13 protein-coding genes and 1 pseudogene are annotated in these 11844 nt (G+C 62.7%); 4 read left to right on the top strand and 10 right to left on the bottom strand.

Annotated elements, in window-relative coordinates; all coding sequences use genetic code 11:
* Positions 1 to 206: pseudogene (locus GY769_25960) on the bottom strand (pirin).
* Between the two features lie 398 nt (positions 207 to 604).
* Here GY769_25960 and GY769_25955 point away from each other — a divergent pair.
* The gene (locus GY769_25955; protein ID MCP4205371.1) at positions 605 to 1531 is read left to right on the top strand and encodes a carbon-nitrogen hydrolase family protein; all 927 of its coding nucleotides are present in this window, start codon (positions 605 to 607) and stop codon (positions 1529 to 1531) included.
* Between the two features lie 418 nt (positions 1532 to 1949).
* Here GY769_25955 and GY769_25950 read toward each other — a convergent pair whose 3' ends face one another.
* The 7 genes from GY769_25950 to GY769_25920 form a co-directional block, all read right to left on the bottom strand.
* On the bottom strand, positions 1950 to 3299 hold the full coding sequence (locus GY769_25950) for a cytochrome P450 (GenBank protein ID MCP4205370.1): 1350 nt from the start codon (positions 3297 to 3299) through the stop codon (positions 1950 to 1952).
* Between the two features lie 189 nt (positions 3300 to 3488).
* Positions 3489 to 3731: a hypothetical protein gene (locus GY769_25945; GenBank protein ID MCP4205369.1), complete on the bottom strand. Its 243-nt coding sequence runs from the start codon at positions 3729 to 3731 to the stop codon at positions 3489 to 3491.
* Entirely contained in the window at positions 3728 to 4063 is a 336-nt protein-coding gene (locus GY769_25940; GenBank protein MCP4205368.1) for a cytochrome C oxidase subunit IV family protein, read from the bottom strand. Before GY769_25940 ends, GY769_25945 begins: the two co-directional genes overlap by 4 nt.
* Positions 4064 to 4074: 11 nt before the next feature.
* The gene (locus GY769_25935) at positions 4075 to 4686 is read right to left on the bottom strand and encodes a cytochrome oxidase subunit III (GenBank protein ID MCP4205367.1); all 612 of its coding nucleotides are present in this window, start codon (positions 4684 to 4686) and stop codon (positions 4075 to 4077) included.
* A gap of 29 nt (positions 4687 to 4715) precedes the next feature.
* A complete protein-coding gene (locus GY769_25930; GenBank protein ID MCP4205366.1) occupies positions 4716 to 5273 on the bottom strand; it encodes a cytochrome-c oxidase in 558 nt (185 codons plus the stop codon).
* Between the two features lie 10 nt (positions 5274 to 5283).
* Entirely contained in the window at positions 5284 to 7032 is a 1749-nt protein-coding gene (locus GY769_25925; GenBank protein MCP4205365.1) for a cytochrome c oxidase subunit I, read from the bottom strand.
* Entirely contained in the window at positions 7029 to 7862 is an 834-nt protein-coding gene (locus GY769_25920; protein ID MCP4205364.1) for a cytochrome-c oxidase, read from the bottom strand. Before GY769_25920 ends, GY769_25925 begins: the two co-directional genes overlap by 4 nt.
* Before the next feature lie 682 nt (positions 7863 to 8544).
* Between GY769_25920 and GY769_25915 the strand changes: the two genes are divergently transcribed.
* Positions 8545 to 8865, top strand: coding sequence for an L-2-amino-thiazoline-4-carboxylic acid hydrolase (locus GY769_25915; GenBank protein MCP4205363.1), 321 nt, complete (start codon positions 8545 to 8547; stop codon positions 8863 to 8865).
* A 293-nt stretch (positions 8866 to 9158) separates the two neighbouring features.
* Positions 9159 to 9791 (top strand): hypothetical protein, encoded by a 633-nt coding sequence (locus GY769_25910; protein MCP4205362.1) that lies wholly within the window; start codon positions 9159 to 9161, stop codon positions 9789 to 9791.
* A gap of 79 nt (positions 9792 to 9870) precedes the next feature.
* Here the strand turns inward: GY769_25910 and GY769_25905 are convergent, their stop codons facing one another.
* Both GY769_25905 and GY769_25900 read right to left on the bottom strand, forming a co-directional pair.
* Positions 9871 to 10260 (bottom strand): hypothetical protein, encoded by a 390-nt coding sequence (locus GY769_25905; GenBank protein MCP4205361.1) that lies wholly within the window; start codon positions 10258 to 10260, stop codon positions 9871 to 9873.
* A gap of 18 nt (positions 10261 to 10278) precedes the next feature.
* Complete coding sequence (locus tag GY769_25900; GenBank protein MCP4205360.1) at positions 10279 to 11472, bottom strand: linear amide C-N hydrolase; 1194 nt, start codon at positions 11470 to 11472, stop codon at positions 10279 to 10281.
* Positions 11473 to 11642: 170 nt separating this feature from the next.
* On the opposite strand from GY769_25900, the gene GY769_25895 reads away from it, so the two are divergent.
* Positions 11643 to 11844, top strand: a 202-nt coding sequence (locus GY769_25895) for a hypothetical protein (GenBank protein ID MCP4205359.1), incomplete at its 3' end; no start/stop codon positions are given.

Raw genomic sequence — 11844 nt, 5'->3', positions numbered from 1 at the left:
GTCGGGCCGAGCTCGATCTCGCGGCTCCGGGTACGGACTGCCTCGGTCGAGAGCCAGGCCAGTGCTAGCCGCGGATAGGAGCCTTAGGGCAGCCCGACCGGCGGTGGCGCATTCATGTAGAGGGTGAAGCGGCCGTTGACGCGCTCGAACTCGTGCGAATTCGGCCGACTGTGGGGGAGAGTCGCCTGAACGAGGATCCGGGCCATGAAGCCGAGGGCGCCGACGGTCCGGGCTTCCTCGGCTTCGATCTCGAGCGCTTCCTTAGCGAGCTTCTGGGATTTGGTGCGCCGTTTGGGACGGGTGTTCCAAACGGTCCGCTCCAGGACCTCCCCGAGGCGATGCGGACAGTTGTCAGCACGCGTCAGGGCGAAAGCCTCAGGCGGCTAAGCTCATGTCCCTCAGTGAGTTAAAGGATTCGAGTTGGGCGAAAACGGTGTTCCAAATCTCTCCCGTTGGGGACACCAGTGTTGCCATGTAAACCATGGAATCTAAAGGGCTTACAATGATTCTGGTAGCTCAAACTAAGGTGCCCTTACGGGAGTTCCTTGGAACCCTCTCGGCCAACGCGTCAGAATAGCGGTTCGGATTCTCCCAGGAGGTCAACATGCCAGCTACTCGCGATCCACTGAGAGTCGCCGCCGCTCAGAAGTCTTCAGTCTTCCTGAACCGGCGCGCGTCGGTAGAGAAGGCTTGCACGCTCATCGCTGAGGCATCTTGGAAAGGGGCAGAGCTCATCGTCTTTCCAGAGGCTTTCGTTCCGGGATATCCGGACTGGGTGTGGCTCGTGAAGAACAGCGACGGGGCAGCGTTGAATGCGTACTACAGGGAGCTGCTGGAGAACGCGGTGACCATCCCGGATGAGTTCACAGAACAGCTTTGCGAAGCTGCACGCGCTGGCGGCATCCACGTGGCGATCGGAGTCAACGAAAGGAACGCGGAGGCCTCTTGCTCGAGTCTGTTCAACACACTTCTCTATATCTCGGATGAGGGGATTGTCCTGGGAGCCCACCGCAAGCTGATGCCGACAGGCGGCGAGCGAACGGTCTGGGGCCAGGGAGACGGGACGACACTGCATGCCTTTGACACCCCGATCGGGAAGCTGGGTGGGCTGCTCTGCTGGGAGAATTACATGCCCCTGGCACGGCAAGCGATGTACCAGATGGGAGTGCAGATCCACGTCGCCCCCACTTGGGATTCGAGCGAGCCTTGGCTTCTCGCGATGCGGCACATCGCGCGGGAAGGGGGGATGTTCGTCGTGAACTGTTGCCAGGCGCTCCGCGTGGAGGAGATTCCGGAAAGCTACGAGTTCAGGAAGCTCTATCCGGAGGACCGGGAGTGGGTCAACCAGGGCAATAGCTGCGTCATCGACCCGATGGGGAAAGTCCTCGTCGGACCGGCGAAAGGAACGCAGGAGATTCTCTATGCGGATCTCGACCTCGACCTGGTCCCCGCGGCGAAGCGCATGTTCGACTCAGCCGGCCATTACGCGCGCCCGGATGTCTTTCGCTTCGAGGTCAATCGCGGCGAGTAGAGAGTCCACTCGGCTGTGCTACGGTGCGCCCGCCTGCCTGACGGCACACAGGTGAAGGTCCGGCGCTGCTCCAAGCTCTGTACCGCGAGAGCGATCTCATCGCGAAGGCGATCCAGATATTGCTGTTCCAAGATCCGGTGCTTCCGTGCCTCGTTCCAGAGATTGACCTGGAACGCAGGCCTCCGTCGAAAGCCAGGCGAGCGCGGGCCTTGGATACGAGCCGTAGGGGAGTCCGACCGAGGGCGGCGCGTTCATGTAGAGGGTGAAGCGCCCGTTGACGAGCTCGAACTCATGAGTCTTCGGACAGAGTACAGAGACAGAGACAGAGACAGAAACAGAGTCTCCCTGGGAGCTCGTGCCCCATGCATCATGCCACGATTCTGGTGGACGGCTACGGGATCCCGTCAGGGCGATGAGCTCAGACCGGCAGGACCCGCATCGGCATTCCGAAGCGTGCGCGCATGACCGTCCCGGGAATGCGCTCGAAGGGATGGCCCGCAAGCAGATCGAGCCGATACCGCTGCGCGACCTGCGCCACCATCAGTTTTGCCTGCGCGAGTCCCAGGTGCGACCCGATGCACATGCGCTTGCCGGCGCCGAACGGAATGAAGGCATGGGGATCGCGCTCGGCAACCTGCTCGGGAAGGAACCGATCGGGATCGAAGCCCTCCGGATTCGGCCAGTGCTCCTTCAGACGATGCGTGGCATAGGGAGAGACGATGACCATCGCACCGGCGGGTATGTGGCAGCCGCCGATGCTGTCGTCCTCCAGTGCCACCCGCGAGAAGTTGTATGCCGGCGGATAGAGCCGTAGGGCCTCTCGGATCGCCCGCTCTGTGTACTCCAGCTTGTCCATGTCCTCGCTCGTCGGATTGCGCCCGCCGAGCACCCGATCGACCTCGTCGTAGAGCAGCTCTCGCTGCTGCGGCTGCAGCGAGAGTCGATAGAAAAGAAACGTGGCGGTCGCCGCCGAGGTCTCGAAGCCGGCAAAGTAGAGGGTGGCCAGCTGGTCGCGAATCTCACGGTCGGTGAACCCACCCTGTTCGTCCCGGGCCCTCTCCAGAAGCGAGAGCATGCCGTTGTTTTCGGCCCCGGTTCTCCGCTGCTCCTGGATCGCCCCATACAGGCATTCGTTGATGTCGCGGAGGACTTGTTTGAGTCGTCGTATCCGGCCCAGCGGTGGCAAGCGCCAGGAGCCGAAGAGACCCTTGGGGGGCTTCGGCCAGTTGGCTTGCATCCGATGAACGATCTCGATAACGCGTGCCACCGCCTGTTCGGATCCCGGTCCCAGAACCCAACGACCGATGAGCAGCTGGTTGAGATCCTCGAGCCCATGCTGAATGTCCAGGGGCTCACCACTGTCGACGTGCGGTCGCCAGGTGTCCAGGTGTCTCGCGATTCGATCCGCCATCCAGTCCACGTGGTCGGCGATCCTCGTTCGCGACATCCCCGCGTTCAGTGCCCCACGCAAGCGCTTCCAAGTTTCACCTTCGGCCACCAGGATACCCTCGCCGACGAAATCCCGATGGGCCTTGTAGCGCCTGTCCTTGGTGTAGTTGTCGGCGTGGTCGACGAGCAGCTCCCGGATCAGCTTCGGCTCGGCGACCAGATAGGTGGGCTTGCGACCGTAGAAGAAGCGGGCGATGCCACCGTAATCGCGCGCGACATGGGTATGAAACGCCATCGGATCGTCGCGGATCTCCCGCAGGCTGCCGAACCAGGGCAGGCCCTTGGGACCTGGGGGGTGCTGAGCGTGTGATCTCGACACTGAAACCTCCTCTCGAGACGCGGTCGGATGGTAGTCCCTCGGCGTTGCGGCCGTCACGGCGGCCTCGACAGAGCCAGGGTCTGGGAATCGACAAAGCCTATGGCCCGGTGTTCGAGGGAGTCACCACCCTCACGGGTAGGATACGAATGCCTTCAGGAACCCGGAGAGTTGTGGAGCCGGTACGGGCCGTTACGGCTTCGGCTCGTCTCCGCCGGAGCGCTGCTCGCGAATGATCAGCCCGGCAATGACACCGACCGCGGCAAACGGCACCCCGAGCAGAAACAGGATGCCCCTGCGAAAGGCCGCCGCCAGAATGAGCCCTTCCGGGGAGTCGAACGCCGAGCGGCACATCGCACATTGAGCGACTACCACTTCCGGCAGAAACAAGGCAGCGACAGCGGCCATCACCACCAGCGGCAGGTGTCTGTTCACGGTGAGTTCATCTCCAGAATCCGTAGACCGTCGGGGAGGATCAGGAAGAAAAGGATCGCTCCATTGATCAACAACCCGAACAGGACGCTGAGGCGGAGAAAGAGCCGCTCGTAGCGCAAATGCATGAAGTAACCCGCAATGAGAGTCGCTTTCAAGAGCATCGCGAAGACCAGGATCAATACGAGTGTCGCCGACGGCCCCGCGGCGGGCTCCTCGGCGAGCGCCCGAGCAGCCGGCCGATCGATGAAGATCATGACCAGGGTCACGATCAGAAGAATCAGCCAGATCTGCCAATACAGCTTGTAGCCGCCGCGCGATTCCGGTTTCGCCATCTCCATCCTCCTCAGAGCAGATAGAACACGGTGAAGATGAAGACCCACACGAGGTCCACGAAGTGCCAATACAAGCCCGCCATCTCGACGCCTTCGGGCTTAGTGATCTCGCGGCCCCAACGCAACGCTGTCACCACCAGGATGATCACGCCCGAAAGCACGTGCGTGCCGTGGAAGCCGGTGATCAGGAAGAAGTAGGAGCCGAAGAGCGGCGCTCCGAAGGGATTGCCGGAGAGCCGCACGCCCTCGCCGATCAGGGTCGACCATTCCATGGCCTGCATGGCGAGAAACACCAGGCCGCCGAGCGCCGTCAGCCAAAGAAACCGCTGCGCCAGCTTGCGCTCGCCGGTTTCGGCGGCCCGCACCGCACTGGCCATGGTCGCGCTCGACGAGATCAACACGAAGGTCATGGCGGCGATGAAGGTCAGATTGAAAATGGCGCTCTCGTCGGGCCAGTTGGTGTGCGACAGCCGCGCGAAACCGTACCCTGTAAGAAAACCGGCGAAGAGCAGGCCGTCTGTGATGATGAACGCCCACATCATCACCTTGCGCCAACCGGCATCGAAGGGACACACGCCGCCGGCCCAACGCGAGTCCGCCACCTGTTCGGCTGTATTCGTCATGCGTTGCCGTCTCCTTTCACTCTTTTCCGTCAGAGCCACCCGAGAACCAGGAAGACGAAGATCCAGAGACTCAACAGAAAATGCCAGTACGTGGCGCACAGGCGAACCAGACGTTTGAGGTGGCTCAGGTCGCCTCCGGCTCCCACCTTGATCGTGACGGCGGAAAGAAACGCCAGACCACCCAGGACATGGATGCCGTGAAGCCCCGTGAGGATGTAGAAGAACGAGCTGTGCGGGCTGGTCGGTACGAAGACACCCTGCTGAACGAGCTCACGCCAACCGGCGAGCTGACCAGCCACGAAGAAGAGGCCGAGCAGAATCGTCACCCCGAGCCAGCGGGCGGCCGCTGGGTGGGGTTTCTCATCGAGGCTCGACCGGGCGCTCTCGAGAACCAGGCTGCTGATGACGAGAATCACGGTGTTCGCCCACAAGACAGCCGGCAGCGAGATCTGCACCCAATCGGCTGCGGCCCGCCGGATGATGTAGGCGCTGGTAAAGGCGGCGAACAGCATGGTGACGGTGCCGAGAAAAAACCACATGCCCAGCTGAGCCGGGTAGATGTTCCAGGTAGAGGTTCGAGTCGACACGTTCCAGCTCCTAGAACGTTACCGGTACGCTGCTGGCATCGACCGTTTGGCCGGTGAAATCTTCTTCGGCCTCATCGGCGCTGTATTCGTAGGCCCACCTCTCCACCGTGGGCAGTTCGCCGGTCCAGTTACCGTGCGGCGGCGGCGAAGGTAGGGTCCACTCGAGCGTCGTCGCCCGCCAAGGGTTCACTCCGGCCTTCCTGCCTTTCAGCAGACTCCAGCAGAAGTTGACCGCGAAGAGGAGCTGCGCTGCGCCCATGACGAAGGCGGCGAACGTCACGAAGGTCTGCATGCCGCGCATCGGCGCCAGAAACTCGTAGTCGATGAAGGCGTAGTAGCGCCGCGGCGTTCCGGCCAGGCCGATGAAGTGCTGGGTCAGAAAGATCGAATAGAAGGCGACGATCGTCGCCCAGAAATGGATCTTGCCCAGGGTCTCGTTCATCATCCGGCCGAACATCTTGGGAAACCAGAAATAGATGGCCGCGTAGGTACCGAGCAGCGTGACGCCACCGATCATGAAATGGAAATGGCCGACCACGAAGTAGGTGTCGTGGAGTTGAATGTCGGCGGTTGCGTTACCCAGGAAAATCCCGCCGAAGCCGCCGGTGCCGAAGAAAGCGATCAGACCCAGGGCGAAGAGCATCGGCGTCTTGAGCCGAATCGAGCCTCCCCAGACACTTCCCAGCATGTTGACGCCGATGATTGCCGACGGGATGGTGATCACCATGGTCATGATCGAAAAGTACTCTCCCGAGTACGGGTTCATGCCACTCACGAACATATGGTGACCCCAGACGATCATGCCGAGCGCGCCGATCGCGAGGTAACACCAGGCGGTCATCCGGTAGCCGAAGACCGGCTTACGGGTGAAGGCCGGCAGAATGTCGAAGACGACACCCAGCGCCGGCAGGATGAGCACATAGACCTCCGGGTGGCCCAGAAACCAGAAGAGATGCTGCCAGAGAAGCGGCGTTCCGCCCTGATGTGGGAGGTGCTCACCCGCCACCACGAGGCCGTCCGGGAGGAAGAAGCTGGTCCCGAAATGCCGGTCGAAGAGGAGCATGATCGCCGCCGCCGTGAGCGGCGGAAACGCCAGAACGCCAACCACGGCGGAGACGAAGTATGACCAGACGGTGAGCGGCAGACGCCACATCGACATTCCGGGCGCTCGCATCGACAGGATGGTGGCGATGTAGTTGAGCCCACTCAACGTGAACGAGAAGATGAAGAGCGCCATTGCCAGCAGCCATAGCGTCTGCCCCAGCCCCGAGCCGGGCACCGCGCTCGCGATCGCGGAAAGCGGTGGATAGGCGGTCCATCCGGCCGCGGCCGCCCCTCCCGGCGCGAAGAACGACGCCAGCATGACCAGAGCGCTGAGCGCGGCCAGCCAGTAGGAGAGCATGTTCAGGAACGGAAACGCCATGTCCCGGGCACCGATCTGGACCGGAATCAGGTAGTTGCCGAAGCCGCTCACCAAGACATAGGAGATGAAGAAGAACACCATGATGGTTCCGTGCATGGTGACCAGCGAGATGTAGAACTCCGGCGTCATGATCCCGCCGGCCATACCGTTGGGAAAGAGCGCCTCGAGAAAGCCCCACTGCCGCCCCGGCCAGGCGATCTGCATGCGCATCATCATGGCGAGCGCGCCGCCCACCAGCGCCATCAGAAAGCCGGTGAGGATGTACTGGATGCCGATGATCTTGTGATCGGTCGAGAAGATGTAGCGGCGAACGAAGCCGAGTTCCTTGTCCGTCATCCGACCTCCTCGGCTGCAAACGTCTCGCTCTTCCAGGTCTCGAAGTCCTCGGCGGTCAGGACGTTGAAGAAGCCCTTCATTCGGTAGTGGCCGAGACCGCAGAGCTCGGTACAAGGAAGCTCATATCTGCCGGTCTTGGTGGGCACGAACCAGACCTCGATCGTCATCCCCGGCACCGCGTCCTGCTTGACCCGGAACTGGGGCAGAAAGAAGCTGTGGATCACGTCCTTGGACCGCAAGCGCACCCGGACCGGGCGCCCCACCGGCACGTGAATCTGGTTGATCGCCGTGTAGTCGTCCTTACCTCGGGGATCTTCGGGGTCGACTCCTATCGGGTTGTTGAGCTCGATCAAGCTCGAGTCCGTCTCGCCGAAGACGCCGTCAGCGCCCGGATAGCGCACGTTCCAGGCGAACTGCTCCGGGGTCACCTCTACCGTCAGCGCATCGCCGGGCGGTGCGCTGGCGAAGTACTCGGTCCACGTCGGCATTCCGATCGCCAGAACGCCGCCTTCTGCGACCAGGGTCATCAGAAGTCCGAGGGCGATCGACCAATTCCGCTCCATCTTCGGGCTCGCCATCCGGTTCTGTACCCCACCACCCCGTGTATAACGCCAGACAAAAAATCCCAGCACGAAATGGCCGACCAGGAACATGGCCCCCGTAGTCACCAGGAGATAGACCAACATCTTGTCGACGCCGGCGCCATGTCTCGACGCCAGCTCCGGCAGCCAATCGCGAGAACCGAGAGCGACCATGGCGACTGCCAGCACCATGAACAGCAGACCGACCGCGATGGCCTCAAAGCGTCCCTGTGAATTGTCGTCCGCCATGCCCGTACTCCTGCGAGTCAAGAGGTAGGAACCGCCCTTGATCCATTTGAGCCGAGCCCTCGCGGGGAGGCCGACCCGGTCCGGTTAGAGACGGTTCACCCGGATCTGTGATCGAAGCGGCTGAAAACTAGCAGGAAGTGGGGGGTGCCACCCCACCCCAATGGGTATTCGTAACCTACCCAAACGGGTTGGCAAGCAGAGATCTGCCAGCGCGGGTCCGATCCCCGCTCCTGGTAGTCCGCGGAATCGAGCTGGCGGAAACGCTCCTCATTCACCTGGACGAAGTGCTCGAAGTGCAGGGCGGGGGGCCGGTAAAGGACCGTGCGCTCGGGACAGCGTGGGCGATAGACGCGAGGACTCGCAGCTGCGGCGGACGACTCCACTTCTGAAGAGTGAAGATGGAATCCGCTGTCGCGAGCTTGCGGTCGAGCCACGGAATCAAGATCTCTTCGGGGGCTGATCAGCGCGCCGACCAGCTACTCCGTCAGCTCTTCCGCGAGCACCGGGGCAGGTGAGTCTGGCCTCGCGGTGGTTCCTTCGAGGAACCGGGCCCGAGCCTCGAAGGGCGAGAGTAAGGTTCGATTCCAAGCGGCGGCACTGGTTGGAAGGACCCAGGGGCCGTCGGTTCGACGTGTTCCTCCCGAAAGATCCCGCAGTATGACGGGAAGAGGGCAAGAAACACATGCGCCTCGGCGACTTTGAGATCTGCTACCTAACAGGCGACGGGAGGGCCTTCGATATCGGCGTTGACCATGTCCGATGCGGGAACTTGGAACTGGCGAAGAAGCTGGGGGCGGAGGAGTTCGCGCCCTATGTGTGCATGTCGGACATCGCGCTTAGCGACGCTCTTGGCTGGGGCCTCACCAGAACACAGACCTTGGCAGATGGCTGTAGCCACTGCGATTTTCGGTTCAAGAGGGACGCAGAGACCCGGATCAGCTCACAGACTCCCGAAGTGCAGGAGGCGATTGAGAGAATTGGACGGCGATCTCTCTCGGCCTGAGCCAGGTGGCCAACGATGCCGAGACGGCCGATTCCCTGGTCGCTCGGTCCTTCACGCGTGCCGAGCCACGACCAGCAACCACCGATCACGGGGTGTTTTCCAGGGCTTCGGCCCCCTGTTGACACCAACGGCCTGTAGACTGTGGGGCATCGTGCCCACGATGAGTTTTTCGATCGTGCCGGCCCTTGGAATCTGAAGCCTCGCCGGCCGTTCCGAGCGGCGGGACCGTGGACTGTGAGCTCGGTTTGGGCAGAGAGCGACAGGACCGAGAGACACGGAATGGACGGGACACAATGAACCGCCGCACTGCCGACTTCGCAATCCTCGGGATCGGCACCGCCTATCTGGTGGTGGTGAGCTGGGCGATGTCCTGGTGGTACGTACCGGCGTACAGGGAGACGGGGCCCGTCGGCGTGGACGGCAGTGCCTACGGACTGGGCATGACGATCTTGTGGACTACGTCGGGGATCGTTGGTGCTGTGGTCGTTGCGGTGGGCGCGGCTCTTGCCGCCGGGCTGGGCAGAAGGTGGCTGCTGGCTCTTTCGGTCACGGGTCTGGCCGTGATCGCATGGCTGGCGCTGTGGGTCGTCCCGACGATCCACCCGTTCCTGTTCGGTGTCGGTGGAAGTCTCATTCTCCTGTTCTTCATCGGCCTGTCCTGGCGATGGGCGAGGCTCCGGCCGGATCTCTCCGCGCGGGAACGAGCCGCGGCCGATCTCCGCATGGCGAGTCATGTCTTCTACTTCATGGCCGCCTGGGGCTTGTGCGGTGTGCTGGGCACGCCGCTCTTTGGCCTGAGCCCCGCGAGAATGCAGGAGTTCGCCACCCAGCCGATGGCCATCACGCTCGCCAGCGAGATCATGATCCTGCTCGTCCTGGGCTGGGGCTGCGCGTATCTGGCTGAGACGCGCGGTGCTCGCCGTTGATTGGATCTCAGGCAACACCGGCGGCCGCGCCCGCGAGCAAAGACCTCGGCCTCGCAGGGTGTGGTTACCGGCTGAGTCATCAGGACTCGCGTCGGCCACCAAACAACAGCAGCCCGGCGAAGGCGCCGATTCCCAGGGCGATCGAGACGAACGCCCACGTGGGAAGAATGCGACGAAAGCGCACCCTTCCCTGACCCGCTTCGATGTAGCCCACAGGCGATACCCGCATTCCTGCGCCGATACCGGCCCCTTCTTGAGACCCCTTTCCAAGGCCACGCCCATCCCCCAGTCCTAGGCTCGCAACCGCCACAGGGATTACGGTGACGTCGTCACGTTCCACCGGCTTGCCAAACACGACGTCTGCCCGAGCGTTCCCACCCAGCTCGTGCGCGACCTTTTCGATCAGTTCTTCTGTCTCGATGTCGGCTTGCCCCGAGCGGTCATTGCCTCGGCTATCCAGTTCTTCCATGCCGCCTCCAGGTTCCTCCTACACCCTCAGTTGGAAGGTCTGATACTCCGACCGCCGGTCGGTGCCGTCTTCGTTATCACCCAGGTAGAACGACACGTCGAGGGTGCGGGCGTCGATATCGTAGACAGCGTGCCAGATCGTGCGTCCCACGGTGTCCGCCTCCGGATCTCCCGTCATTTCACGGGCGAACGCAGTCGTGAAGCGGACGGTGGCATGGGTATCCCTCAGATGGCCCGATGTGATGCCGTCGCCAAGGCCGGTAACAGCCTCGGTCAGCCTCGCCAGCCGGGTGCGGGTCCACCCCGGGTCGGCCTCGACCGAGACCTCGGCCGGCGCGGGCTCGTGCAGCAGATGGTTGGTGACGAGCTGAATGCCGCCTCCGCCCTCTACGATGTGCTCAGTGTGTTGCTTGAAGGCCCACTCCCACACGAACGAGTTGCCGTGGCGGTCGGCGATCATGAAGTGCGCGGGAATCATGAACGCGTAGGTCTTGGTCATGAGCAGCTGCCGCTTGGCCTCCTCGACGGTGGAGCAGGTGTCGAGAAGCATGCGCGTGGTCTGAAGCGGATGGAGACCCACCCCGACCTTGGTGACAGGCGGACCGGGATACTGGGCCGCCGACTCGTCGTCCGCGAGCATGGCAACCACGAGCCCCTCGGAGTTGATGCCGTCGCAGCAGGCGAACAGGTCGTACAGGCTGAAGTACAGGGACGGATAGCCTTGGTCGGGATGGACCTCGAACAGATAGGGCCGGGACGCGGTCTTGACCCCCTTTGGCGCCTCTGATCCGGCAAGGCGATCGGCATCGGGCGGGGCGGCGCCAAACTCCAGCGGAAAATCGAGGTTCCGACTGACGAGACCACCACCGTTCGCTGTTCTGGTCGGCGGCACGAACGCCACGGAGCACCCCGGCAGTGGTGGCATGAGGTACGGCAGACCGACGAAGGTTGCGTCCTCCTCGGCGACGCCGTACGCCTCCGCCGCCCCGAGGATGCGCTGCTCGTGGATGGGGTAGTGCTCGTGAATGTAGCGACGCGACTCCTGTGCACGAGTCGGGTTGGTGGGGCCGAGTGGTTGGGAGTCGAATGCAGAACGGGCGATGTTGCCGATGGCTCGACCGATGTCCCGGTTGGTGCCCCGCAACACGACGTGCCGGGCCTCGAGGTAGTCGTCTGGTCCGCCTGCGATGACCATCTCTTGCACTCCGTCCATCACGGTCTCCTCCTGTCACGGCCTCCCTGTCAACGAGCCTGAAGTGGGTAGTCTACGACCTCAGCTGATGGTGCGCCTTAAGTCCGTGAGGATCCTGGGCGCGAGAGACGGTAGGCGCGACCGTCACCCCGTAGAGGCGTAGACTCGTCGGCAACAAGAGGAGATGCGTAATGAGACAAGCTCGACAACGGATGAGGAGCGCGGGATTCGTGTTTTGCGCGACAGCTGCCTATGGGGTGCTTGCCTCCGTCCCCGCAACGGCGATCGAATTCCGTGGCGGGCAGCATGTGGTGGTGGGTACCGACGAGGTGATTCTCGACGACCTGTACGTCACCGGCGAGACCGTGACGGTGGATGGCAAGGTCGAAGGAG

It is taken from the genome of bacterium (assembly GCA_024224155.1).
In the GTDB taxonomy this organism is placed as follows: domain Bacteria; phylum Acidobacteriota; class Thermoanaerobaculia; order Multivoradales; family JAHEKO01; genus CALZIK01.
The sequence above is the reverse complement of the archived record's forward strand: the minus strand, read 5'-3'. Positions and strand labels throughout refer to the sequence as shown.

Excerpts from the sequence above, each read along its gene's own strand:
- GY769_25920 (MCP4205364.1), bottom strand. The coding sequence starts at position 7,862 with ATGGCGGACGACAATTCACAGGGACGCTTTGAGGCCATCGCGGTCGGT.
- GY769_25900 (MCP4205360.1), bottom strand. The coding sequence starts at position 11,472 with ATGGACGGAGTGCAAGAGATGGTCATCGCAGGCGGACCAGACGACTAC.
- GY769_25940 (MCP4205368.1), bottom strand. The coding sequence starts at position 4,063 with ATGGCGAAACCGGAATCGCGCGGCGGCTACAAGCTGTATTGGCAGATC.
- GY769_25905 (MCP4205361.1), bottom strand. The coding sequence starts at position 10,260 with ATGGAAGAACTGGATAGCCGAGGCAATGACCGCTCGGGGCAAGCCGAC.
- GY769_25910 (MCP4205362.1), top strand. The coding sequence starts at position 9,159 with ATGAACCGCCGCACTGCCGACTTCGCAATCCTCGGGATCGGCACCGCC.
- GY769_25935 (MCP4205367.1), bottom strand. The coding sequence starts at position 4,686 with ATGACGAATACAGCCGAACAGGTGGCGGACTCGCGTTGGGCCGGCGGC.
- GY769_25915 (MCP4205363.1), top strand. The coding sequence starts at position 8,545 with ATGCGCCTCGGCGACTTTGAGATCTGCTACCTAACAGGCGACGGGAGG.
- GY769_25925 (MCP4205365.1), bottom strand. The coding sequence starts at position 7,032 with ATGACGGACAAGGAACTCGGCTTCGTTCGCCGCTACATCTTCTCGACC.
- GY769_25955 (MCP4205371.1), top strand. The coding sequence starts at position 605 with ATGCCAGCTACTCGCGATCCACTGAGAGTCGCCGCCGCTCAGAAGTCT.